The organism is Comamonas sp. CAH-2 (genome assembly GCF_009668305.1).
GTDB lineage: Bacteria > Pseudomonadota > Gammaproteobacteria > Burkholderiales > Burkholderiaceae_C > Comamonas > Comamonas aquatica.
The window spans coordinates 1-24,346 of the sequence record NZ_VSWF01000044.1 but is presented as its reverse complement, the minus strand read 5'-3'; the positions used below and the strand labels follow the sequence as shown (position 1 = coordinate 24,346).

Below are 24,346 nucleotides of genomic sequence, written 5' to 3'. Positions count from 1 at the left end.
GGAAAGGGGCATAGGCTTGGTGGGGTGGGGCCGGCAGCGCGTGTCTGGTCAGGGGGCGTGCCTTGGGCACTCCGCATCCCCCGCCGCGCTGCCACAACGTGGCGGCGATTGTCGGCAGCTGGGCGCCAGTGTGCAGTCACCCAGGCTACGCCTTGTGAGGCAAAAAGGCCTGTAACGCGCATGCAGCCTGCGCATTCAGCTATCTAATTTTCTAAGGGCAAGCCCTGTAGACAGCGCCTGGCCCCTCCACCAGCATGCAAGGGTCTTAGCGTTGCCCGGGAGGCCGTGATGAAAACCTTGGTGGACCAGTTGGCACAGTACGCGGAGTACCACCGCGATGGGCGCAACATCCTGACGCATTTTGTGGGCGTGCCGATGATTCTGTTCGCCGTGGTGATCCTGCTGTCGCGCCCCGGCTGGGCCTGGGGAGACAGTGGCCTGGTCGTCAGCCCTGCGGTGCTGGCGGCCCTGGCCGCCTCGGTGTACTACATGCTGCTGGACACCCGCTACGGCATCGCCCTGGCCGTGGTGCTGGGGGGCATGCTGTCCGTGGGCGTGTGGCTGGCACAGCAGACCATGGCGTTGTGGCTGGGTTGGGGCGTGGGGCTGTTTGTGGTGGGCTGGGTCATCCAGTTTGTGGGCCATTACTGGGAAGGGCGCAAGCCGGCCTTCATGGACGACATCGTCGGCCTGCTGATCGGGCCGCTGTTCGTGCTGGCGGAAATGGGCTTTGCGCTGGGGCTGCGCAAGGAGGTGCAGCAGGCCATCGAGGCCCGCTCCGGCCCGGTGCGCCATGGCGCGCGTCCCGCCTCACTGTGAGCGGCGCAAGGCCGGGTGGCGCGGATATTCCAGCGCACTGCAAGAAGTCAGCAAGGGCATGCCTCTAAAATCCTCGGGTTGCCCCTCGCGGGGTTTTGTTTCACAACCTGATCAAACATCATGTCCTTCGAAAAGCTGACACCCGGCAAGAACGCCCCTGAAACCTTCAACGTGGTGATCGAGATCGCCGCCAACTCCGATCCCGTGAAGTACGAAGTGGACAAGGAAACCGGCTGCGTGTTCGTGGACCGTTTCATGGGCACCGCCATGCACTACCCCGTGAACTACGGCTATGTACCCCAGACACTGGCGGGTGACGGTGACCCCGTGGACGTGCTGGTGATGACCCCCTTCCCGCTGCCCTCCGGCGTGGTCGTGCCTTGCCGTGCCATCGGCATCCTGCACATGGAAGATGAAGGCGGCGTGGACGGCAAGGTGCTGGCTGTGCCCACCAAGAAGATCCTGCCTGCCTACGAGAAGATCGAAAGCCTGGCCGACGTGCACGAGCTGACCCTGAACCAGATCGCCCACTTCTTCGAACACTACAAGGACCTGGAAAAGGGCAAGTGGGTGAAGGTGCTGGGTTGGAAGGGCGTGGACGAGGCCCACAAGGAAATCGTGGACGGCATCGCCAACTACAACAAGGCCTAAAAATTTCATTTGCGAAACCTGGTTTTCGCAAATAGAACGCAAAAACCTTTGTAATTGTTTGTTAATGTGCAGACCCTTGGCGGGGTCTGCATTTTTTTTGCCCTTGTTCGGCCCCGCGTCCACTTGGAGACGAGATGTTTTTGGCAAATATGCGGATGGCCACCAAGCTGGGGGCCGGGTTTGCACTGGTCACGTTGCTCACGCTGGCGCTGGGCAGCATTTCTTTGTGGCAGATGCGGCAGATGGATGCCAGCACCCGGGCCGTGGTGCAGCACGCCATGCCCAGCGTGGTCGATGTCAGCAGCCTGCGCGAACTGTGGAGCCGCCTGCGCCGTGCAGAAGCCGGCATCCTGAATGTGAACAGCGTGGCCGAAGTGGACGGCTATGTGGCCCAGATCACCCGGGTGCAGGAAGAGATCCAGGCGCACGAGCGCAGCTATGAATCCTTGGCACGCCAGCCGCAGGAGCAGCAGCTCTGGGAGCGCTACCAGCAACTGCGTGGCCAGTATGCCCAGACGCATGCCAGCTTTGTGCAGCAGGCACGCGACAAGGACTACAGCCAGCCCGAAGGCGACCTGCTGCTGGGCGATGCCGTGACGAACTTCTACGTGGGCACGGCAGAGCCCGCGTTCGTGAACCTGCTGGATGCGCTGGGCCAGCTGTCCAGCGTCAACCGCGAGCAGGCCGACCAGACCGCCCAGGAGGCCGCGCGCAGCTACCAGTTTGCAGTGACCTGGGTGCTGCTGGGCATGGGGCTGAGTGCCGCGGTGGCCCTGGTCTGGGGATGGTGGATCACCCGCACGGTGACCGTGCCGGTGAAGCAGGCGGTGCATGCGGCCTTGCAGATTGCCGAAGGCGATCTGACCCAGGACATTCCCCGCGGCGGACGCGATGAAATGGGTGTGCTGCTGCAGGAGCTGGTGTCCATGCGCGACAAGCTGGAACAGGTGGTCAGCCATGTGCGCACCAATGCCCAGGGCGTGCTGACCTCGAGCGAGCAGATCGCCTCGGGCAACGCCGACCTGTCTGGCCGTACCGAGGAGCAGGCCAGCGCCTTGCAGCAGACGGCTGCTTCCATGGAGCAGATGTCTTCCACCGTGCGGCACAACGCGGACAGCGCGGCCCAGGCCAACCAGCTGGCCATGAATGCCTCGCAGGTCGCCGCCCGTGGCGGTGATGTCGTGGCGCGGGTGGTGGACACGATGAAAGGCATTGATGCCAGCAGCCAGAAGATTGCCGACATCATCGGCGTGATCGACGGCATCGCCTTCCAGACCAACATCCTGGCGCTGAATGCGGCGGTGGAAGCCGCCCGCGCAGGCGAGCAGGGCCGCGGCTTTGCCGTGGTGGCCGGCGAGGTGCGCGCCCTGGCGGGCCGCAGCGCCGACGCGGCCAAGGAAATCAAGTTGCTGATCACCGAGAGCGTGGACCGCGTAGGGCAGGGCAGCCATCTGGTGGCCGAGGCCGGCGCCACGATGCAGGAGGTGGTCACTGCCATCCGCCATGTCTCCGATCTGGTGGGCGAGATCAGCGCCGCCAGCAAGGAGCAAAGCCAGGGCGTGGGGCAGGTGAGTGATGCGATTGCGCAGATGGACCAGGTGACCCAGCAGAATGCGGCCCTGGTCGAGGAAAGCGCGGCCGCCGCGCTGGGCCTGCAGCACCAGGCCCAGCAGCTGGTGGATGCGGTGTCCAGCTTCAAGGTCAAGCCGGCACAGGCCGCCGTGCTGTCGCACACCGCGGCACGGCCGGTTGCCCAGCCAGCGCAGGCCGTGCCCCGGACTGCTTCGGTGGCGCTTGCATCCGCTGCGCCCGCAGCACCTGGCGGCCGCACCCAGGCCGTGGCCGAAGTGGCGCCTGTCCCAGCGGCCAAACCAGCCCTGGCCGTCACGGCGCGTGAGGATGACTGGGAGTCCTTCTGAGGCTCTTGTCGGGTGGCGTGCTGGGCAGGCCGCCATCGCCAAGCCTCCTGCCTTCGGGGCTTGACCTGTTTTCTGGGAAGTCTGCGATGGCGGCGTTGGTGCGTACCGAAGTGCTGGGATGGCCTGCAATTTCCTTGCAGCCGTCGCAATCCTGTGAGGGAGTGATAATCGCTTTCTTTGCCTGCCAGGGTGTGTGACAAGGCGCACAGGCAGCAACGCTTGGTGTTTTGGCAGGCCTGCGGGCTTTAATTTTCATGACCACTTCCATCTGCATTGCTCAGCTCAATTTCACGGTCGGAGACTTGAGCGGTAACGCACAAAAAATTATCGAAGCCGCCCAGCAAGCCCATGCCCAGGGTGCTGTTTTGCTGATGACGCCGGAGCTGGCTTTGTGTGGTTATGCGGCCGAGGATCTGTTCCTGCGCCCTTCGTTCCAGCAGACCAGTGATGCTGCGCTGCAGCAGGTCGTTGCAGCAAGTGCCGCCTGGCCAGACCTGCGCCTGCTGGTGGGCTGCACCCAGGCGGTACTGGGCACCCTGCACCGCCAGAACACAGCGGTCTGGATCGGTCAGGGCCGGGTGTTGGGGCAGTATGTCAAGCATGCGCTGCCCAACTATGGCGTGTTCGATGAGCTGCGCTATTTCACGCCGGGCCAGCAGGCCTGCGTGGTGGAGGTGGGGGGTGTCAAGGCTGGGGTGCTGATTTGTGAGGATGCCTGGGTCACCGGTCCCGCTCAGGCGGCCAAGGCTGCCGGGGCCCAGATGCTGCTGGTGCTGAATGCCTCGCCCTACCATCTGGGCAAACAGTCCGAGCGCGAGGCCGTGCTGGCGCAGCGTGCCATGGAAACCGGCTTGCCCGTGGTGTATGCCCATATGGTGGGTGGACAGGACGAGCTGGTGTTCGATGGGGGCAGTTTTGCCTTGCAGGCCGATGGCACCGTGGCCATGCGGGCGCCTGCGTTCCAGCAGGTGCTGGCGCAGGTAGCCGTCCAGCCGCAGGCCGACGGCGTGCAGCTGGCGGGCCAGATTGCCCCCGTCCAGGACGACAACGCCGCCCTGTGGGATGCCCTGGTGCTGGCCGTGCGGGATTACGTTGGCAAGAATGGTTTTCCGGGGGCCTTGCTGGGCTTGTCGGGTGGCATTGACTCCGCCTTGGTGCTGGCGATTGCCGTGGATGCGCTGGGCAAGGACCGTGTGCGCACGGTCATGATGCCCTCGCCCTATACTGCGGACATCAGCTGGAAAGATGCGCAGGAAATGGCCGATCGCGTGGGCGTGCACCATGAGGTGATCGACATCGCGCCGCAGTTCGAAGCCTTCAAGGCCGCCCTGTCCACCCAGTTTCAGGGGCGGGCCGAAGACACCACCGAAGAGAATCTGCAGGCGCGCATCCGCGGCACGCTGTTGATGGCGTTGTCCAACAAGTTTGGTGCCGTGGTGCTGACCACCGGCAACAAGAGTGAAATGGCCACGGGCTACTGCACGCTGTACGGTGACATGGCCGGTGGCTTTGCCGTGATCAAGGATGTGCTGAAGACCCGGGTGTTTGCGCTGGCGCGCTGGCGCAATGCCAACGATCCCTTCGGGACCGGGCTGCACCCCATCCCCGAGCGCATCATCACCCGTCCGCCCAGCGCCGAGCTGCGCCCCGATCAGAAGGATGAGGACAGCCTGCCGCCGTACCCGGTGCTCGACGACATCGTGCGCCGCTATGTGGAAAATGACGAGCCCATCGAAACCATCCTGGCCCAGGGGCACACGCCCGAAAATGTGGAGCGTGTGGTGCGTCTGATTCGCATCAATGAATACAAACGCCGGCAAGCCCCGGTGGGCCCGCGTCTGTCGCCGCGCAGTTTTGGCAAAGACTGGCGCTGCCCGATCACCAACGGCTTCAGGCGCTAGTGCCTGCTGGCTGCCTCTCTGTCTTAGTTTTGCAATTCAAATTGGAGTCCTCACCATGAAAATGATCACTGCCATCATCAAGCCTTTCAAGCTCGAAGAGGTGCGCGAAGCTCTGGCTGAGTGCGGCGTGACGGGCCTGACCGTGACGGAAGTGAAAGGCTTTGGCCGGCAGAAGGGTCACACGGAGCTGTACCGTGGCGCGGAGTATGTGGTGGACTTCCTGCCCAAGGTGAAGATTGAAGTGGCCGTGGCGACGGAAGATGCGGACCGCTGTGTCGATGCGATCGTGGCGGCTGCCCGGACGGGCAAGATCGGGGATGGCAAGATCTTCGTCACTGCCGTGGAAAAAGTGGTGCGCATTCGCACCGGTGACCTGGACAGCGCGGCGATCTGAGTGGCGCCGCACATGAAAAAAGCGATCTGGAAAGATCGCTTTTTTTGTGTGCAGGCCAGATGGCCGAGCCGGGAAGTCAGATCACTTCGCGCAGGTTCTGGCTTTCGGGGGCTGTGCCGGCCGATTCGACCAGGAACTTCAGCAATTCGGCCGGGCTGTCGCTGCTGCGGATCAGGTCCATTTGCCAGGCGCCCATGAAGCCCTGGTGCACGGTGGACTCCAGGAAGGCCAGCAGGTTGGTGTAGTAGCCCTCGACATTCAGCAGGCCGATGGGCTTGTCGTGGTACCCCAGCTGGCGCCATGTCCAGACTTCAAACAGCTCCTCGAAGGTGCCGATCCCGCCGGGCAGGGCCAGGAAAGCATTGCTGCGCTCGGCCATCATCGCCTTGCGCTCATGCATGGTGGTGACGATGTGCAGCTCATCGCACGCGGCGTTCGCCAGCTCCTTGTCGACCAGCGCCTGGGGAATGATACCGACCACGCGGCCACCGGCGGCCTTGGTGGCCTCGGCCACCATGCCCATCAGGCCGGTTTTTCCGCCACCGTACACCAGTTGCCCCCCGCGCAGGCCAATCCATGTGCCGACGGCGCGGGCCGCAGCTTCATAGGCAGCAGCTTCGCCGGGGCGCGAGCCGCAGTAAACGCAGATGGAAAAAGCAGGGGGCTGGTGCATTGGGAAATCCTTGGTGGTGGCCGCCAACGTCCGCAATCCTCAGGGTTGAGGGCGGGGCGGGGTCAATGCGGCGGGCTCGGCCACCAGACGGGTGCCGGCCAGCACATCGTGCAAAAACTGGCGCTCGGGGTGAAAGCGGCTGAGCAAGGCCCACACGGCGACCCAGCCCGTGGTGAGCACGGCGACTTCGGCCCAGGGCAGGTGGAACGGCGCCAGCAATGCCAGCGGGGGCAGCAACCACAGCCAGCACAGGGCGTACCGTGCCAGCGCACGCACGCGTGTCAGTGGCCGGCCTTGCTGGTCCACGACGCGGATGTGCCAGGTCTTCATGGCCAGGGTCTGGCCCTTGCTCCAGAACCACGCAAAGTAAATGCCGAGCACCACGAACAACAGGGCCTGCAGTGTCTTGGGTGAGAGGGGGTGACCAAACAGGACACCTGCGCTGCCCAGCACCAGACCCCCGACGAACACGACGCCAAACAGCAACAGGCTTTCGTACAGCCAGCAAGCCATGCGCCGGCGCAGGCTGGGCGCGTGCAGTGGGGCGAGCGACAACGGGGATGGGGCGGATGGGGGCATGCAGGCTCGATGGGCAGCTTCCGGGCGGAAGGGGATTATTGTGCCGCGGCGGGAGCTGGGGGATGTGCAGCAGGCGGCTGTGTTGCAGTGGCCGGTTGGTGGGGATCCGTGGCGGGGTGCAAGGGCGGAAGCACCAGGGCCGGGGTTGCCTGTGGTACGGCCACGGGCTGGCTGGCCGCTGCCGGGGCTTCGGGCTTGGCGCTTTTCTGTTCCAGGGGTGTCAGCTGCACCGCTGGGGCGGCTTGGGGTGTGAACACCGGCACGCTTTCCACCACTGAAGGTGTGGCCACGGGCTGGGTGATGACGGCAGGCAGTGGGGCGGTCTTGACCGGTTTGTCGTCCTTGACGGCCGGCGGCGCGGGGGGGGGCACCTGGGCCAGCCGGCGTTTGGATTTCTTGGCTGCCTTGGCCTTGCGGGCCTGCTCGGCCAAGCGTTGCTTTTCGGCTTCGCTCAGGGCCTGGTAGGCATCCCATTTTGACTGCAGTTCCTCTGCAGACAAGCGCTTTGCGCTCTCAAAATTGATACGGGCCTGGTTGCGCTGCTGGACGCTCAGGTTGGCCCAGGTGGTCATGCGGCTGACCAGGCGATTGCGCTCGGCCTCATCCATGGTGGGATAACGGTCTGCAAGCACCAGCCAGCGGCGCTTGGCGAGGGCGCCCATGGTGTTCCAGCGATCGCGCAAGGGCATGAGCGCCTGGCGCTGGGCTTCGCTGATTTCGCGCCAGCTGGGGCCGGCTGCGCTCAGACGCAAGCGCGAGTGGGTGTCGGTGGTCAGGGAGGCGCCATCCCCTTGCTCTTCCACGGCCATGCCCGGCGGCACGGCACTGGGCACCATGGTGACTTGGTAGCTGCTCCAGATGCCCCCTGCGGCCAAGCCCAGCAACAGCACGCTCGCCAAGCCAACAGCGATCCAGGACGAGCGTGAAATTGTTGAGGGAGCAGAGGTCAGTGGCATGTAGGGCCGAGTGTAACAATTGCACACCAGCCCCAGGGGCTTGGTGCGGCAGGGAGCGGTTTCTTAGGGGGTGTCAGACACGGTGGTCTGCAAGTATTGCTGAAATCCCGGATCGGTAAATGCGGCTGGAGGCAGCTCGCTGGTGAGCAAGGCAGCATCCACTTCGGCCACATCCACGGTGGCGCGGCTGTCCTGCTCGGCGCCGATGAATGCCAGACCCGCCACTAGTGCCACCAGCGGCAGGGCCGTCAGCAGGCGTTGCAGCCACAGGGGCGTAGAGTCACCTTGGCCGCTGCGAGTTCCCAGAATGGCGGTTCCGTTCTGCGTGCCCAGCAGGGTGGGAGCCGACTCCGTGTGCAGGGCGCGCAACGGCGCCGAGCTGCGTTTGCGCAGGGACACGGCTTGGACGCGGGCTGCACGCAGGCGCTCGGTGACCACATACGGCAGGTTGGCATCTGCTGAAGACAGGTGCGCAGCCAGCTTGCGGGCGAAGGTGTCGGCCGCAAGTTCATCATGGTGCGAAGGTGTGGTCATAACTCGATTCCTTTGGCTTTGAGCGCTTTGCTCAGCGACTGGATGGCGCGAAAACAGTGGGTTTTCACGCTGCCCTCTGAGCAGCCCATGGCGGCGGCGGTTTCCGCCACGTCCATGTCTTCCCAGTAACGCAGCAAAAACGCTTCCCGTTGACGCGCAGGCAAAGCTTGAATTTCATTTTCAATACTTTGTAACAATTGCGCACGCTGGGTGAGGGCTTCGGCACTCTGGCTGGCTTCCTGCTGCTCGTCAGAGGCATAGGTCTGCATCCAATCAAACCGTTCGTCGTCCGGGTCATCTCCATGCGCGAGGTCTTCCATATTGGTAAACAACGCGTTGCGGGTTTTCTGTCGCCGGAACCAGTCCAGGGTGCAATTGGACAGGATGCGGTGGAACAGCATGGGCAGTTCCTGGGCGGGTTTGTCGCCGTAATGCTGCGCCAGTTTCAGCATGCTGTCTTGCACGATGTCCAAGGCGGCCTCCTCGTCGCGGACGTGGTAAACCGAGCGTTTGAACGCTCGTTTCTCCACGCCTTTCAGGAAGTCAGATAGCTCTTGTTCGGTGGCCAAGACAGAAGTGCCCGGTAAGTCGATAACGCACAAAACCCATGCAGCTGTAACTGGATGCATCTTGCGGCAAAGACCCTGATTATCGCATCGCGTTGGCAAACTGCCGAAAAGCGTTCGCCAAACCGTATGTTGCAGTGCCATAATGGGTGCTTGCAATTCAACAAGGCAAACGGGTCAAGGTCCGGCGTACACCCTCACGCCCATGTCCTTTGGCCTTAAGTCCTGAACCTGTCCCACAAGGACGCTGGCGAGGGGCACCCAAGGTTTTTCGTTAGAGAAATTCACAAAGGTGGATCATGGAAATCTCCAAAGCAGAGCACGCCAACGCGGCGGCGGCCTCTTCGCAAGCTGGTACCCAGGAACTGATGGGTGCCGAAATCCTCGTCAAGTCACTGCAAGCTGAAGGTGTGAAGCACCTGTGGGGCTATCCAGGTGGCGCGGTGCTCTATATCTACGATGCGCTGTACAAGCAAGACAGCATCGAACATGTGCTGGTGCGCCATGAGCAGGCGGCCGTGCACGCTGCCGACGGCTTTGCCCGTGCCACTGGTGAAGTGGGCGTGGCACTGGTCACTTCCGGTCCTGGACTGACCAACGCCGTGACCGGCATTGCCACGGCCTATACCGATTCGATTCCGCTGGTGGTCATCAGCGGGCAGACCTCGGTGGCCGCCATCGGCACCGATGCCTTCCAGGAGTGCGACACCGTGGGCATCACCCGCCCTATCGTCAAGCACAACTTCCTGGTCAAGGATGTGCGCGACCTGGCGATCACCATGAAAAAGGCTTTTCATGTGGCGCGCACTGGCCGACCCGGCCCGGTGGTGGTCGATATTCCCAAGGACGTGTCCTTCAAGAAGGCGGCGTACAGCGGCTACCCACAAAGCGTGGAAATGCGTTCGTACAACCCGGCCAAGAAGGGGCACTCCGGCCAGATCCGCAAGGCCCTGCAATTGCTGCTGAGCGCCAAGCGTCCCTATATCTATACCGGTGGTGGCGTGCTGTTGGGCAATGCCTGCCCCGAACTGCGCACGCTGGTGGACATGCTGGGCTACCCCGTCACGCACACGCTGATGGGCCTGGGTGCCTACCCGGCCAGCGACCGCAAGTACCTGGGCATGCTGGGCATGCACGGCACGATTGAAGCCAACAACGCCATGCAGAACTGCGATGTGCTGCTGGCTGTGGGCGCGCGTTTTGACGACCGTGTGGTGGGCAACCCCAAGCACTTCATGTCGGTGGAGCGCAAGATCATCCACATCGACATCGACCCTTCCTCCATCTCCAAGCGCGTGAAGGTGGATGTGCCCATCGTGGGCGATGTGAAAGAGGTGCTGACCGAGCTGATCGCTATGGTGCGTGAAACCACGACCAAGCCTGACGACGGGGCCCTGGCCCAGTGGTGGATGCAGATCGAAGCCTGGCGCAGCCGCGACTGCCTGCAGTTCGACCGCGACAACAAGGACGTCATCAAGCCCCAGCACGTGGTGGACACTTTGTTCAACATGACTCGGGGCGAAGACGTCTACATCACTTCCGATGTGGGCCAGCACCAGATGTGGGCCGCGCAGTACTACCGCTTTGACGAGCCCCGCCGCTGGATCAACTCCGGTGGGCTTGGCACCATGGGTGTGGGCCTGCCCTATGCCATGGGCATCAAGCTGGCCAAGCCACAGGCGGAAGTCTTCTGCATCACGGGCGAAGGCTCGATCCAGATGAACATCCAGGAGCTGGCCACCTGCCGCCAGTACAACACCCCGGTGATCATTTGTGCGCTGAACAACCGCTACCTGGGCATGGTGCGGCAGTGGCAGGAGATCGAATACTCAGGCCGCTATTCCAGCAGTTACATGGATTCGCTGCCCGACTTCGTGAAGCTGGCCGAAGCCTACGGCCACGCCGGCATCCTGATCGAGGACCCTTCCCAGGTCGAAGCGGCCTTGAAGGAAGCGCGCCGGATTGCCCGCGAAGAGAACAAGTGCGTGTTCCTGGACTTCCGCACCGACCCCACGGAGAACGTGTTCCCCATGGTGCAGGCGGGCAAGGGCATCACCGAAATGCTGCTGGGGCCGGACGACCTCTGAGCATGCTTGTGAAAACATAGCTGCTGGCGCATGCCAGCACTATGTTTCCAAGTGATAGGAGTCGCAACCGCAAGCATGGCTTGCGCACTGCGCTCCGAATTTTGACGAATCTATTGTCTGCCAAGCCTGCGGCTTACCGGTCGCGGGGGAGGGCAGCGAAAAGAGGAATCCTTCACCATGAAACACATCATTGCCGTGCTGCTCGAGAACGAGCCCGGAGCCCTGTCGCGCGTGGTCGGCCTGTTTTCGGCCCGCGGCTACAACATCGAGTCGCTCACCGTGGCACCGACGGAAGACCCGTCGCTGTCGCGCATGACCATCCAGACCACCGGTTCGGACGACATCATCGAGCAGATCACCAAGCACCTGAACCGCCTGATCGAAGTTGTGAAGGTGGTCGATCTGACCGAGGGCGCCTACACCGAGCGCGAACTCATGATGGTCAAGGTGCGCGCCGTGGGCAAGGAGCGCGAGGAGATGAAGCGCATGGCCGACATCTTCCGTGGTCGCATCATCGATGTGACCGAAAAAAGCTACACCATCGAGCTGACCGGCGACCAATCCAAGAACGATGCCTTTTTGCAGGCCATCGACCGCACCGCCATCCTGGAGACCGTGCGCACCGGTGCCTCGGGCATCGGCCGCGGCGAGCGCATTTTGCGTGTCTGAGGCAGAACCCCGTCGTTTGCCGCGTACACTGATTTTTTGAATTCCCAAGTTTCAACACCCCAACAAACCACTGGAGCCAACCATGAAAGTTTTCTACGATAAAGACTGTGACCTGAGCCTGATCAAGGGCAAGACCGTGGCCATCATCGGCTACGGCAGCCAAGGCCACGCCCACGCCCAGAACCTGAATGACAGCGGCGTGAAGGTCATTGTCGGTCTGCGCAAGGGCGGCTCTTCCTGGGACAAGGTCGGCAAGGCTGGCCTGACCGTGATGGAAGTGAACGACGCGGTCAAGGCGGCCGACGTGGTCATGATCCTGCTGCCCGACGAGAACATCCCCGAGGTGTACAACAACAACGTGGCGCCCAACATCAAGCAGGGTGCCACCCTGGCGTTCGCCCACGGTTTCAACGTGCACTACAACCAGGTTGTGCCCCGCGCCGATCTGGACGTGATCATGGTCGCCCCCAAGGGCCCCGGCCATACCGTGCGCTCCGAATACCTGAAGGGAGGCGGCGTGCCTTCCCTGATCGCCATCTACCAGGACAAGTCCGGCAAGGCCCGTGACGTGGCCCTGTCCTATGCTTCCGCCAACGGCGGCGGCAAGGGCGGCATCATCGAAACCAACTTCAAGGAAGAAACCGAGACTGACCTGTTCGGCGAGCAGGCCGTGCTGTGCGGCGGTGCCGTGGAGCTGGTGAAGATGGGCTTCGAGACCCTGACCGAAGCGGGCTACGCCCCCGAAATGGCTTACTTCGAGTGCCTGCACGAGCTGAAGCTGATCGTGGACCTGATGTACGAAGGTGGTATCGCCAACATGAACTACTCCATCTCCAACAACGCGGAGTATGGCGAGTACGTGACCGGCCCCGAAGTCATCAACGAAGAATCCCGCAAGGCCATGCGCAACGCCCTGAAGCGCATCCAGAGCGGTGAATACGCCAAGATGTTCATCAGCGAAGGCCGTCTGAACTACCCCTCGATGACCGCCCGCCGTCGCCAGAACGCCGAGCACGCCATCGAGCAGGTCGGTGGCCAGCTGCGTTCCATGATGCCTTGGATCGCCAAGAACAAGCTGGTGGACCAGACCCGCAACTGATGCTGGTGCATCCCCTGCCGCAGCCTGGCTGCGGCAGCCCAAGGCCGCTGCCTGTGCAGTGGCCTTTTTCTTTGTTGGGGGCAAAGCCAACGCCGCTACACTGGCTGTCATCCAGATGGTGCAACCCATCTGCTTAAAATACTATGGTTTTAATAGCTGCCGCGGATGCTTGCGGCAGCGCTCTGGAGGTGCATTACATGCATGACAGCAACGACGCCCAAGCGGGCGACGCCGGCGTGGTGGTTCGCAAGCGCCGCAAGGGCATTTACATCCTGCCCAACCTGTTTACGTTGGCCGCCTTGTTCGGCGGCTTCTATGCCATCGTTATGGCGATGAATGGCCGCTTCGATTTGGCTGCGATTGGCGTTTTCTGCGCCATGGTGCTGGACAGCCTGGATGGCCGCGTGGCCCGCATGACCAACACGCAAAGCGCGTTTGGCGAGCAAATGGATTCGCTGTGCGACATGGTCTCGTTTGGTGTGGCGCCAGCGCTGGTTGCCTATGAATGGGCGCTCAAGGGTCTGGGGCGCTGGGGCTGGATTGCCGCCTTCGTCTATTGCTCGTGCGCAGCACTGCGTCTGGCGCGCTTCAACGTCAACACCGGCGTGGTCGACAAGCGCTGGTTCCAGGGCTTGCCTTCGCCCGCGGCGGCGGCGTTGGTCGTCGGCTTCATGTGGGTGCTGAACGACTACGGCGTGGTGCGCGGCGAGGATGGCGTGCTGACCTGGGTGCAGCTGATGTGGGTGATGTTCTTCCTGACGCTGTACTCGGGCCTGACGATGGTCACCAACGTGCCTTTCTACAGCTTCAAGGACGTGAACATGAAGCGCAGCGTGCCGTTCGCCGCGATCGTGCTGATCGTGCTGGGCATCGCCATCATCAATATTCACACGCCCACAGTGCTGTTCGCCGTGTTTGCCATTTATGGCTTCAGCGGCTATGCCGTCTACGCCTGGCGCAAGTCCAAAGGCCAGCGCACCAGCGTGATCAGCACTTCCAAGGAAGAGCCGGAAGAACGCGGTTTGCACGATTGAGCACAAATGCGAGCAACACTTTTCCAGAAACTGTGCTAGAGTTGTCCGCATGCAAAACCTGTCGCTAGCTCTACTACCAACCATGTCCAACGGGCAGATCTAGTAGCGCGCGCGTACACACACCCTACTTCCCAGGCCCGTAGCTTCCAGCGACGGGCCTTTTTTGTTTGGGGTTGCTGGAGTCCAGGCCACATTTTCTTGATCCACGAAAGAGAGCGCCCATGTCGATGTTGCAGAACCCCGCCAGCAAATACCGTCCTTTTGTGCCAGTGCGCCTGACCGATCGCACCTGGCCCGACGCCACCATCACCAAGCCACCGGTCTGGTGCAGTGTGGACCTGCGTGATGGCAACCAGGCCCTGATTGAGCCCATGGACATCGAGCGCAAGATTCGCATGTTCGAACAGCTGGTGAAGATCGGCTTCAAGGAGATCGAAGTCGGTTTCCCCTCGGCGTCGCAGATCGAATTCGACTTCATGCGCAAGCTGATCGAGGAAAAGCGCATTCCCGATGATGTGACCGTGCAGGTGCTGACCCAGGCGCGCGAACACCTGATCCGCCGCACTTTTGAAGCCTTGGAAGGCGTGCCCCGCGCCATCGTTCACCTCTACAACGCCACGGCCCCGGTGATGCGCCGCGTGGTGCTGGGCATGAGCGAGGACGAGATCGTCGAACTGGCCCGCAGCAATGCCCAACTGTTCAAGGACATTGCGGCCGACCACCCCCACACTGACTGGACCTTTGAATACTCGCCCGAGATGTACTCGGACACCGAGGTGGAGTTCTCCAAGCGTGTGATTGATGCCGTGACCGATGTCTGGCAGCCCACGCCCCAGAAGAAGTGCATCATCAACCTGCCCACCACGGTCGAGCACTCCAGCCCCAACATCTTTGCTGACATGGTGGAGTGGACCCACCGCCATGTGAACCGCCGCGACTCCATCGTGCTGTCGGTACACCCGCACAATGACCGTGGCACGGGCACGGCCACCGCGGAAATGGCCTTGCTGGCCGGCGCCGACCGCCTGGAAGGCTGCCTGTTCGGCAATGGCGAGCGCACCGGCAACCTGGATGTGGTGAACGTGGCCTTGAACATGTACATCCAGGGCATCAACCCGGGCCTGGATTTCTCGGACATCGACGGCATCCGTGCCACGGTCGAGTACTGCAACCAGTTGCCTGTCCACCCCCGTCATCCCTATGTGGGCGAGCTGGTCTACACCTCGTTCTCGGGTTCGCACCAGGACGCGATCAAGAAGGCCTTCAGCGCGCGCCAGGAAGGCGATATCTGGGACATGCCTTATCTGCCGATCGACCCCAAGGACTTGGGTCGCAGCTACGAAGCCGTGATCCGCGTCAACAGCCAGTCCGGCAAGGGCGGCATTTCCTACCTGCTCGAAGCCGAATACGGTTTGCAGTTGCCCCGCCGCCTGCAGATCGAGTTCAGCCAGGTCGTGCAGCGTGAAATGGATGCCCTGGGTACCGAGTTCACCGCCAACCACCTGTGGCAGATCTTCCGCAAGGAATTCGGCATGGACGTGGCACAGGCCCCGCAATACCGTCTGGCGGAAGAAAACGGCGAGGTCACGCTGAATGCCAAGCTGCACTGGGACGGCCAGGAGCGCGTGCTCGAAGGCAAGGGCACCGGCCCGATCGATGCCTTCGTGCAGGCCCTGTCGCAGTCCCTGGACCGCAGCGTGCGCGTGATGAACTACAGCGAGCATGCCGTGGGCGAGGGCGCCAACGCCCAGGCCGTGGCCTATGTGGAAGTGCGTGTGGACGACAGCCACACGGTGTTCGGTGTGGGCATGGATGCGAACATCGTCTCGGCGTCGATCCGTGCGATTTTGTCCGGTGTGCGACGCGCCCCGGCCGTGCAGACGGCGGCAGCCTGATGTAGCGCTCTGGTGGGCTTGCGCTGTGCGCGCAAGTGCCGCCGGGCTGCTGACTTTCCGGATGGTGAAATCTGCCACGTGACAGGCGGTATCGCAGGTGCCAGCTGCGATGCCGTCTGTATTGTTTGCTCTCAAATAAATGCGATTGAGTGCTAACTCCTTGCTACAAACGGTAGCGGCCGTCCTATAATTTCCCTAATTTCTGTCCAAAAAGTCGTGCAATTAGCGTGAGTGCACGACTTTTTTGGTGGTTACCGGCACTTCTACCGTCGTCTGTTGTTTGGAGCACTTGCATGCACCACCGATCTTCTGTTGCGTATGCGCGCATCGCCAAAGCCCTGGCATTCCTGACACTCAGTTGCGCATTGGCCACCCCGGCCGCCTACGCATCCAAGACGGCACCTGCCAAAAAGACGGTCACTGCGTCCAAGCAGCAAAAAGCGCCCGTGGTGCGCAAGGCCGTGGCCCAGAAGTCTCCCGCCAGTTCCAGCCGCAAGGTGGCGGTGGCACGTCCGGCCAAGGCCCAGCAGACCAAGGTCGCGGCCAAGCCCGCTGCGCGTCGCACGGTCGCCGCGGCGGCGGCCGGTGCGGCGGCGGCCGCCGCCGTGGTGGCCCGTCCTTCGTTTGGCCAGTTGGCCGGCTTGCACCAGGTGTCCGATCCGCTGGACCTGAAGTCCAGCGTAGCCTTGGTCATGGACCAAGAAACCAGCGAGGTCCTGCTGCGCAAGAACGACCACGCCGTGCTGCCGATCGCGTCGATCACCAAGCTGATGACCGGCCTGCTGGTGGCCGAGGCCAAACTGCCGATGGATGAAATGATCACCATCACGCAGGAAGACGTGGACACGGAAAAGAACAGCAGCTCGCGCCTGCGCGTGGGCACCACGCTGACCCGTGGCGAGATGCTGCACCTGGCGCTGATGTCCAGCGAAAACCGCGCTGCGCATGCGCTGGGCCGCACCTACCCCGGTGGCCTGCAGCACTTTGTGCAGCTGATGAACATGAAGGCCAAGCTGCTGGGCATGTCGGAAACCCAGTTTGTCGAGCCCACCGGCCTGTCCAGCCGCAACCAGTCCAGCGCCCATGATCTGGCGACCCTGGTGAACGTGGCGCATTCCAACGCGCTGGTGCGCGAATTCTCGACCTCGCCCAGCTACGAAGTGGCCGTGGGCAACCGCACCCTGCAGTTCAACAACACCAACCGCCTGGTCAAGAGCGACCATTGGGAGATCGGCCTGCAAAAGACCGGCTACATCTCCGAAGCCGGCCGTTGCCTGGTGATGCAGGCCGAGGTGGCGGGTCGCAAGATCATCATGGTGTTCCTGGATTCGGTGGGCAAGTACAGCCGACTGGGCGACGCCGAGCGCGTGCGCAGCTGGGTGGAGGCCGGTGGCCACAGCCTGCTGGCCGCCAGCAAATAAGTCTTCAGACGCGCCCAGAACTCATCTAAAAAGAGAGCTGCTGGCGCTTGTTGTGTCGTGGTTCAGGATAGAAAAAATCCTGAAACCCAATCACGACAAGCGCTGACAGCTCTCTTTTTTTGTTGACTGCGGCGTTCAGCAGCGCAGCAGCAGCTTACCGAAGGGTTGTTGCTGCTCGAAATGGCGGTGTGCCTGGGCCGCTTCGCGCAGCGGGTAGCTGCGCTCGATCAGCGGCAGCAACTGGCGCTGGGCAATCACCGGCAGCCAGCGTTGGGCGAAGCGCTGGGTCATGGCGGCCTTCTGCACCGGGGTCAGGGATTTCATCACCGTGCCTTCGATGCGCAGCCGGCGCGTCATCAGCACATCCATGGGCAGGCTGCCCTGGGCGCCCCCCTGCAGGCCCAACTGGATCAGGCGGCCCCCGGCTTCCAGGCTGCGCAGGTTGCGCTCCAGGTAAGGGGCGCCCATGTTGCAGATCACCACATCCACGCGCCCGCCAGGCACGTCGCGTGCAATCACTTCGGCAAAGTCCTGGCTGGCGTAGTCGATGGTGATGTCGGCGCCCAGGCTGCGCAGGCGTTCATGCTTGCCGGCACTGCTGGTGGTGACGATGGTGCGCGCGCCGGCCATGCGCGCCATCTGCATCAGCGAGGTGCCGACGCCGCCGCCCGCGCCGTGGACCAGCACGCGGGCGCCGGGCTGCATCTCGCCCAGGTGCAGCAGCACGTGGTGGGCGGTGACCATGGCCTCGGGGATGCACGCGGCTTCCTCATCGCTCAGGTTGTCGGGCGTGTGCATGGCCATGCCGGCATCGATGCGGGCGTATTCGGCATAGGCGCCGCCGCCGACAATCCCCATGACGCGGTCGCCGATGGCAAAGCCCTGGGCCTCGGGACCGATGGCCACCACCTCGCCGGCCATCTCCAGGCCGATCACCGCGTCGCTGTCGCCAAAGCCGGGCTGCTCGCCGTACTTGCCCTGGCGCCAGTTCATCTCGGCACGGTTCAGACCGGCCGCGCGCACGCGCACCAGCAGGTCGTTGGGGCGCAGGCTGGGCAGCGGCATCGTGGTCGGCTGCAGGACCTCGGGGGCGCCGAACCCGTGGTGGGCGGCGGCCAGCATGGTGGTGGGCAGGGTGGGCATGGCTGTCTCTTTATGGTGGTTGCAGAAAACAAAAAAGCCGTGCGATGCAGGCATCGAACGGCTTATAGGGGCTGGTGCAGAGATGGCGCGGCGTACTGGAATCGAACCAGTGACCCACAGCTTAGAAGGCTGTTGCTCTATCCAACTGAGCTAACGCCACCGCGTTTGTATATCTGTGCCTGTAGCTTCACAAAACATAGCGGTAAATGGTGCGCTGCGGGCTGCAACTGGCTTTTTCACCGCCATCTTCATGACTGGGCGTCATTATGCCCCGATTTGGCGCCCCGCGGCCTGCAGCAGGGTATAGGGCCGGGCGGGCGCAGCCTCAGCGCTGGTGGAACCTGCGCCACAGGGCCTGCAATTCCGTGGAGTGTGCGGCATCGCGCAGAAACGGCGGCACGGACAGGGCCAGCAGCAGCAGGGCCAGCGGCACCACGCAGAAAAAGCCAATGTGCTTGAAGCCCAGGGCCCCGGTGATGCCGCCCAGCACGAACATCGCGATCAGCCCGGCCGTCATGCGCATGCGGCGCCAGTCGTGCTGCACGGCGGGCAGGGCTGTGGCGGACTGCCGGCGCTGGCGGCGCCAGAACAGGGCCTTGCCCAGTTCCATGCCGAGGTCGGTGAAGTTGCCGGTCATGTGCGTGGTGCGCGTGCTGCCCCCTGAGGTCTTGGAGCCGACGGCATTTTGCAGGCCCATCATGAAGGACAGCAGCAGCACCGTCAGTGGCACGGCGAACGGGGTGTTCCAGTTCAGGGTGACGGTGCCCATCAGGCCGAAGGGAAAGAGCATCAGCGCCTCCAGCATCAGGGGTAGGGCATAGACGCTGTACAGCTGGCGCTGGCGCCCCCAGTTGACCAGCACGGCGCACACGGCGGCGCCGGTCATGAAGGCCAGGATGGCGCCCAAGGCATTGAGCAGCAGCTTGCCGTTGCCCAGCACTAGGCTGTCGGCCAGTTGCGAGGCAAAGCCGGTCATGTGCGAGGTGTACATGCCGAGGATGAGGAAGCCGCCCGCATTCACGGCGCCGGCATTGAAGGCCAGCAGCAGCCCCAGGGCCATGTTGGTGGACGGTGCCCGGTGTCGGTTGGTCAGGTGGCGAAGTCTGCGCATTCCATCCCTGCAAACGTTGGTGGGGGCGGCCGGGGTGGCCGCCCTTGCATGTCGACTGGAATTGTCGGTCAAATCCTACGAGGGTGCAGGCGTAGTCGCGCGGGTACTGCAAGGCAGGCCCGCTGAGGTGGATGGGTGTGGTGCTTGCAGCATGAAGCCCCTGCAGACCATTGCCTGGCAAGCGTAGCGCGCTATGCTTTCAAGATGCCCGTGGAGCGAGACATGGCGCAAAAAACAAAGCCCGCTGCAGGGCGGGCTGAGAAGGATGCAATCGCCGGGGCGCTCAGCGGCGGCGCTGCGGGGCAGGGCTGCCGCTGCGTTGTTCGATGTGTCGGAATGTCAGTCGGCCCTTGTCCAGGTCGTAGGGGGACATTTCCAGGCTGACCTTGTCGCCGGCCAGCACGCGGATGCGGTGCTTGCGCATCTTGCCGCCGGAGTAGGCGATCAGTTGGTGTCCGTTGTCCAGGGTGACGCGAAAACGGGCATCGGGCAGCACTTCGTCCACCCGGCCTTGCATTTCAATCAGTTCTTCTTTGGCCAATGTGATTTCACTCCTCTGTGGTGGTGGGGTCAGCTCAGCTGGTTGCACAGCACCATGCTGCGGCCTTCTTGCAAGGCGTAGCGGGTGGCGCTGGCGCGCGAGTCGAACTGGTCGATGAAACGGAAGACGCGGTCATAGACGCCGCGGCGGATGGAGACCGCCGCGGACACTTTGCCGCTGGCGGTGGTGTGGGTGAGCGGAGTGACCACATAGTGGCCGACACGCTCGGTGATCGAAGCATGGTGCATGGTGTCGAAGCTGGCGCAGACCCTGAGCGGGTGGCAGCCAGGCAGAAAAGAATGGTTAAAAAATATCCCTTCGGAGCCGGCGAAGGGCAACGGCCCGGGGGCGGGCGGCGGCTTGTGGGGATGGCAATGTCTTGCTGGGGCGAAGCCCTGGGTGCGGCAGCGCGGTGCAGAGGCGCTGCCCAGGAGCCACAAGCCCAGCCCCTGAAAACCATGGATTATAAAAGAAACTTGCTTTATATGCAAGTCGCATAAAATGCCGCGCCGCTTCGGTGACGCCGGTGGAAGGCAAGGGCCTGCGGGCTTTCCTTCGGAAGAAGGAATGGCTCGGGAGGGGGCGCAGGCTTGGGGTGGGAAGGAAATTTGATGAATGCTGGAAATGGATGCAGTGCTTATCCATAATGCGATGAATGCTCATAAAAAAGGAGCAATCCTAGCGTGTGCGCCCCAACCCCGGCACACCACCGCCTCCAGAGCACGGGTGCCTGATGCGGAGAATCCCCCCGTTCATGCAGGAAAACTGCTTGCCAAATGAGGCCAGCGTTAGACTTTGCGATTGCCCTTGATATTCGAGATCCATTTTTGCAAGCCAGCCAGTATTTCTCATTGATCGTGCCTGTGTGTGGGGTGCTGCTCGGCCTGGCCCTGGTCGTCTGCTGGACAGTGCTGCGTCAGCATCGCTACCTGCTGTGGCTGGCGGCGGCTTACATCCTGCCCGCAGTGCCGCTGGCGGCGCAGACCCTGATGAGCAACGAGCAACTAGCGCGCACGGCCGTGCTGCTGGGGGCGTTCTACCTGTCCGGCCTGTGGGCCATGGCCCAGGGCATGGCGCTCAAGTACGGGGGCGTGGCCCATCCTCGGCTGGCTGCGGTCGTGGGCGTGCTGGCGCTGGGGCTGCTGTATTACTTCTCGCAGGTCACCGACCAGTTGCGCATCCGCATCCTGGTGCTGAACCTGGCCATGGTGCTGCTGTTGCTGCTGGGGGTGATGGCCGTGTACCGGCAGCGCCGGCCGGTGCACGGGCTGGAGCGCTTGCTGCGCGCCTCCTACCTGGTGTTCGTGGCGTATTCGGTGCTGCGCCCGGCGATCGTGGCCGTGTTCCTGTGGGAGGGCCCGCTGCCGGAGCTGTCGAGCTCGCCCCTGTGGCTGCTGATGCTGGCGGTCAACCTGCTGCTGAGCCTGTGGTTCATCGCCGTGCTGCTGGCCGTCAGTGTGCGCGAGATGTTCGTGATCCTGAAGCACGAGCGGGACCGCGATTCGCTGACCCAACTGCTCAACCGCCGCGCCTTCTTCGAGCAGGCCCCGGCGCGCATGCGCCAGGCTGGCGGGCAGTGGGCCCTGGTGGTCTGCGATGTCGACCATTTCAAGCACATCAACGACAACCTGGGCCATGGCATGGGTGACGAGGTGCTCAAACTGGTGGCGCAGGTGCTGGTACAGCATGTGCGCCAGGACGATCTGGTGGTGCGCTTCGGGGGCGAGGAGTTTGTGCTGATGCTGCGCTGCACGGACCTCGAGGGCGCGGTGGCGGTGGTGCAGCGCATGCGCGAGCAACTGGTCCTGGAGTCGCTGCGCCTGCTGCCCCAGCCGCTGACCGCCAGCTTTGGGGTGGTGATGTGCGATGCCATGGCTTCGCTACAGACGCTGCTGCGGCATGCCGATGCCCTGTTGTACGAGGCCAAGCGGGCCGGGCGCAACCGTGTGGTCAGCAGCTTGGTGGCGCTGTCGCCCCCCGCCGAGGCACCGGCCGTGGTGCAGGGCTGAACTATCGGGCAATGTGGTGGCTGTCTACGGGGCCAAAGTGGCTGTAGCCTAGGTGCAGTGAGCGCTGATTGCTATCGTTGATGTAGTTTAAAAAAGCCCCGCGCTGCAGAGCAACACGGGGCTTTGGGTTGATAGCTGCTGCGGGGGCAGCATGGCGGACCTTGTGGCGCTGGGCCTCAATCCTCGTCGAACACGATGTTGGGCAGTGTCACCACCCGCGCCACATCGCCCAGGCCGCCCAGCACGCCGTGGCTCATGTAGCTGTACGGGGTGTCGGGCTCCAGGGCTGCTGCCGCCAGGTAGGCCAGGGGCTGGTTCATGCTGACGTAGTAGCTGCCGGGCGTGGCCTCCATGGCCGTGCGGGCCAGCGTGACATTCGCCGTGGGCGTGCTGGTGCCGGGTGTGGCGGCCTGGTAGGTCTCCACCTGCATGGGCGAGAGTTCGCCCACGCGTTGCACGATCACGCCCAGCATGCTCAGGCGCTCGGTGGCCTGCACGGCATTCGGCGACAGCCAGTAGCCGCAGGCCTGGTGGCGCTGGCGTGGCTGCACCATGCTCAGGCCGCTGGTCCAGGCCACGGGCTTTTGCACCAACTGGGCGGTCTGGGCGTCCACCAGCGTCACTTCGCGCTGTTCCTGGCGCGGCTGCGCCTGCACGGTCAGCGTGCTGCGGCAGGCCTTGGAGGCGACATCGCGCGCCACGAAGGCGCCCACCTGGCGCAGGTTGTCAGCGCGTTGGGCGGCGTTCTGCAGCACAGCCATCATCGCCTTGACCTGGCTGTGCACGCGGCGCTGGATGTGGGTGCGGCCCAGGTCGCTGCCGCGGCTCAGGGTTTCCATGCTGGCCATGTTCTTCAGGCTGGAGGCGTTGCGCAGCGTGGTGGGGGTCAGGCCGCCCATAGCAAAGCCGGTGGCGGCGTCGCTGCCGGTGGCCGTGAAGGCCCAGTCGGCACGCAGCCGCGCCAGGCTGAGGGCTTGCACCACGGGTTCGTGCAGCCACTCGCGCGCAGCCTTGGTCACGAACTCGTGGGCATTCGGCGTGACGCCGTACTGCAGGCCCATGTCGTTGGCGTGTACGGCAGCAAAGCGCTGCAGCGTGGGTTCGATGGCTGCGAATTCGCCGGCATCCAGCACGATGGCCGGGCGGTAGTCGCGCGCCAGCTTGGCCAGGAAGCGCGCTTCCGGTGTCTTGAGCAGCAGGTGGTCAAAACGCAGGTCCGTGCCATCGGCGGTGGTGGCGCGGCCCTGGTCAAAGCCGTCGGGGTTGGCGCGTGGCACCAGGATGATGTTGATCTTGTCCAGCAGTGGCGCCAGCAGACCGCCGGTGCCCAGCTCTTTGGCCAGGACCAGGGCGGCCTCGGTGGCGGCGGTGTCCGTGCCTTGCTGGCCGGCCACGATCATGACGCTGGGGCGCCCGCTTTCTTCCAGGGCCAGGGGCGAGATGCTGGGGCTCTGCGTGGCAATCAGCGCCAGGATGGGGGCGCCACTTTGCGCGCTGCCGCTGTTGAGCACGCCCAGCCGTGGGCCGCCGCTCGTGCTGGCCTGGCTCAGCTCGCGCAGCAGCTCGGTCAGCTCGCTGTTGGTGGTCAGGCTGCGGCGCCCGTCGGACAGGCCGGGGGTGCTGTAGCGCTCTGCAGGGTCGGGAAACAGTTCGGCAATCGCGGCGCTGTAGGGCAGGGCCTCCAGCATGTTGCTGGGCGCCACCGGGGTGACGCTGGCGGCTGCAGGACGGGGGCTGTCAGTATTGGTGCTGGCTGCCGGAGCCGGCGCGGCAGCTGGGGCCACTGCAGGAGGCTGCGGGCGGCTACCTGTCGAGGGCCAGGGTGGCAGCGGCGTGCTGGAGCAGGCTGCCAGGGCGAGTGCGGTGCCTGCCAGGGCCACGCGCGCGGCGTGGGTGGCGAAGGCGGTGCCTGGGCGTTCCTGGTACGGCGCGAAGACAGGGGCGAAGGGCTTTGTCATAGTGCTGTGAACCTCAGAAATCCAAGTGGAGGTGTGTGCCTGCCGGGCTGTGGCAGCCGCCGGGGGCACAGCGTGAGGGTGAAAACCGAAGCTGGGCGCATGTTAACGCCCCGGTTTTCTGTTGCCGTGTCAGTGCAAGGCGCTTGCCGTGTGGCGGGCCGCCGTGCGCACCGGTGTGTGCAGGCGGAGCCGGGCAAGCAGTGTCCAGCTGCGCAGCGCTGGACCACTGGGCTTAGCGGTTGAAGCCACCGCCACCGCCGCCGCTGCGGCGGCGATTGCCGCCACCACCCATGCCGCCGCCGCCATTGTTGCCGCGGAAGCCACCGCCACCGGCGCGGCGTGGGCGTTCCATCATCAGATCGATGCTGGTGCGGGTGGGGTCGGGCT

At 63.6% G+C, this 24,346-nt stretch carries 22 protein-coding genes and 1 tRNA gene; 12 read left to right on the top strand and 11 right to left on the bottom strand.

Annotated features, from left to right (window positions below):
- The first annotated feature begins 288 nt into the window (after positions 1-288).
- The 5 genes from FYM52_RS16815 to FYM52_RS16795 all read left to right on the top strand — a co-directional run bounded on the left by FYM52_RS16815 (position 289) and on the right by FYM52_RS16795 (position 5,684).
- On the top strand, positions 289-819 hold the full coding sequence (locus FYM52_RS16815) for a DUF962 domain-containing protein (RefSeq protein WP_154164923.1): 531 nt from the start codon (positions 289-291) through the stop codon (positions 817-819).
- Between the two features lie 120 nt (positions 820-939).
- Entirely contained in the window at positions 940-1,470 is a 531-nt protein-coding gene (gene ppa, locus FYM52_RS16810; RefSeq protein ID WP_042413367.1) for an inorganic diphosphatase, read from the top strand.
- Between the two features lie 134 nt (positions 1,471-1,604).
- Entirely contained in the window at positions 1,605-3,389 is a 1,785-nt protein-coding gene (locus FYM52_RS19130; RefSeq protein WP_154164922.1) for a methyl-accepting chemotaxis protein, read from the top strand.
- A 254-nt stretch (positions 3,390-3,643) separates the two neighbouring features.
- Positions 3,644-5,290 carry an NAD+ synthase gene (locus tag FYM52_RS16800; protein ID WP_154164921.1) on the top strand — a complete coding sequence of 549 codons (1,647 nt, stop codon included), beginning with the start codon at positions 3,644-3,646 and terminating at the stop codon, positions 5,288-5,290.
- Positions 5,291-5,345: 55 nt separating this feature from the next.
- The gene (locus FYM52_RS16795) at positions 5,346-5,684 is read left to right on the top strand and encodes a P-II family nitrogen regulator (protein ID WP_042413359.1); all 339 of its coding nucleotides are present in this window, start codon (positions 5,346-5,348) and stop codon (positions 5,682-5,684) included.
- A gap of 76 nt (positions 5,685-5,760) precedes the next feature.
- Here the strand turns inward: FYM52_RS16795 and FYM52_RS16790 are convergent, their stop codons facing one another.
- From FYM52_RS16790 to FYM52_RS16770, 5 genes are all read right to left on the bottom strand, one after another.
- Positions 5,761-6,357 (bottom strand): TIGR00730 family Rossman fold protein, encoded by a 597-nt coding sequence (locus FYM52_RS16790; protein ID WP_042413390.1) that lies wholly within the window; start codon positions 6,355-6,357, stop codon positions 5,761-5,763.
- Between the two features lie 39 nt (positions 6,358-6,396).
- A complete protein-coding gene (locus FYM52_RS16785; RefSeq protein ID WP_042413387.1) occupies positions 6,397-6,870 on the bottom strand; it encodes an RDD family protein in 474 nt (157 codons plus the stop codon).
- A 101-nt stretch (positions 6,871-6,971) separates the two neighbouring features.
- The gene (locus tag FYM52_RS16780; RefSeq protein WP_370513866.1) at positions 6,972-7,826 is read right to left on the bottom strand and encodes a DUF3106 domain-containing protein; all 855 of its coding nucleotides are present in this window, start codon (positions 7,824-7,826) and stop codon (positions 6,972-6,974) included.
- Between the two features lie 129 nt (positions 7,827-7,955).
- The gene (locus tag FYM52_RS16775) at positions 7,956-8,426 is read right to left on the bottom strand and encodes a DUF3619 family protein (protein WP_154164920.1); all 471 of its coding nucleotides are present in this window, start codon (positions 8,424-8,426) and stop codon (positions 7,956-7,958) included.
- Complete coding sequence (locus FYM52_RS16770; protein ID WP_042413356.1) at positions 8,423-8,995, bottom strand: RNA polymerase sigma factor; 573 nt, start codon at positions 8,993-8,995, stop codon at positions 8,423-8,425. The genes FYM52_RS16775 and FYM52_RS16770 overlap by 4 nt, the downstream gene beginning before the upstream one ends.
- Positions 8,996-9,291: 296 nt before the next feature.
- On the opposite strand from FYM52_RS16770, the gene FYM52_RS16765 reads away from it, so the two are divergent.
- The 6 genes from FYM52_RS16765 (at position 9,292) to pbpG (ending at position 17,197) form a co-directional block, all read left to right on the top strand.
- Positions 9,292-11,079, top strand: a complete 1,788-nt coding sequence (locus tag FYM52_RS16765; protein WP_154164919.1) for an acetolactate synthase 3 catalytic subunit — start codon at positions 9,292-9,294, stop codon at positions 11,077-11,079.
- A gap of 177 nt (positions 11,080-11,256) precedes the next feature.
- A complete protein-coding gene (gene ilvN / locus FYM52_RS16760; RefSeq protein ID WP_042413352.1) occupies positions 11,257-11,748 on the top strand; it encodes an acetolactate synthase small subunit in 492 nt (163 codons plus the stop codon).
- A gap of 82 nt (positions 11,749-11,830) precedes the next feature.
- Positions 11,831-12,847 (top strand): ketol-acid reductoisomerase, encoded by a 1,017-nt coding sequence (gene ilvC, locus FYM52_RS16755; RefSeq protein WP_043382180.1) that lies wholly within the window; start codon positions 11,831-11,833, stop codon positions 12,845-12,847.
- A 197-nt stretch (positions 12,848-13,044) separates the two neighbouring features.
- On the top strand, positions 13,045-13,881 hold the full coding sequence (pssA, locus tag FYM52_RS16750) for a CDP-diacylglycerol--serine O-phosphatidyltransferase (RefSeq protein ID WP_042413346.1): 837 nt from the start codon (positions 13,045-13,047) through the stop codon (positions 13,879-13,881).
- A gap of 227 nt (positions 13,882-14,108) precedes the next feature.
- A complete protein-coding gene (gene leuA, locus FYM52_RS16745; protein ID WP_154164925.1) occupies positions 14,109-15,776 on the top strand; it encodes a 2-isopropylmalate synthase in 1,668 nt (555 codons plus the stop codon).
- A gap of 293 nt (positions 15,777-16,069) precedes the next feature.
- On the top strand, positions 16,070-17,197 hold the full coding sequence (gene pbpG / locus FYM52_RS16740; protein WP_154164918.1) for a D-alanyl-D-alanine endopeptidase: 1,128 nt from the start codon (positions 16,070-16,072) through the stop codon (positions 17,195-17,197).
- A gap of 135 nt (positions 17,198-17,332) precedes the next feature.
- Here pbpG and FYM52_RS16735 read toward each other — a convergent pair whose 3' ends face one another.
- The 5 genes from FYM52_RS16735 to FYM52_RS16715 form a co-directional block, all read right to left on the bottom strand.
- A complete protein-coding gene (locus tag FYM52_RS16735; RefSeq protein WP_238826250.1) occupies positions 17,333-18,340 on the bottom strand; it encodes an NAD(P)H-quinone oxidoreductase in 1,008 nt (335 codons plus the stop codon).
- Positions 18,341-18,423: 83 nt separating this feature from the next.
- Positions 18,424-18,500 (bottom strand) — tRNA-Arg (locus tag FYM52_RS16730).
- Positions 18,501-18,665: 165 nt separating this feature from the next.
- The gene (locus FYM52_RS16725) at positions 18,666-19,451 is read right to left on the bottom strand and encodes a YoaK family protein (RefSeq protein ID WP_154164917.1); all 786 of its coding nucleotides are present in this window, start codon (positions 19,449-19,451) and stop codon (positions 18,666-18,668) included.
- A 283-nt stretch (positions 19,452-19,734) separates the two neighbouring features.
- A complete protein-coding gene (infA, locus tag FYM52_RS16720; protein WP_042413330.1) occupies positions 19,735-19,992 on the bottom strand; it encodes a translation initiation factor IF-1 in 258 nt (85 codons plus the stop codon).
- Positions 19,993-20,021: 29 nt separating this feature from the next.
- Positions 20,022-20,240 carry a hypothetical protein gene (locus tag FYM52_RS16715; protein ID WP_042413326.1) on the bottom strand — a complete coding sequence of 73 codons (219 nt, stop codon included), beginning with the start codon at positions 20,238-20,240 and terminating at the stop codon, positions 20,022-20,024.
- 579 nt (positions 20,241-20,819) lie between these two features.
- Between FYM52_RS16715 and FYM52_RS16710 the strand changes: the two genes are divergently transcribed.
- Positions 20,820-22,001 carry a diguanylate cyclase gene (locus FYM52_RS16710; protein WP_162524761.1) on the top strand — a complete coding sequence of 394 codons (1,182 nt, stop codon included), beginning with the start codon at positions 20,820-20,822 and terminating at the stop codon, positions 21,999-22,001.
- Between the two features lie 176 nt (positions 22,002-22,177).
- On the opposite strand, the gene FYM52_RS16705 is transcribed toward FYM52_RS16710, so the two are convergent.
- Positions 22,178-23,959, bottom strand: a complete 1,782-nt coding sequence (locus tag FYM52_RS16705) for a M14 family zinc carboxypeptidase (RefSeq protein WP_154164915.1) — start codon at positions 23,957-23,959, stop codon at positions 22,178-22,180.
- Between the last annotated feature and the right edge of the window lie 387 nt (positions 23,960-24,346).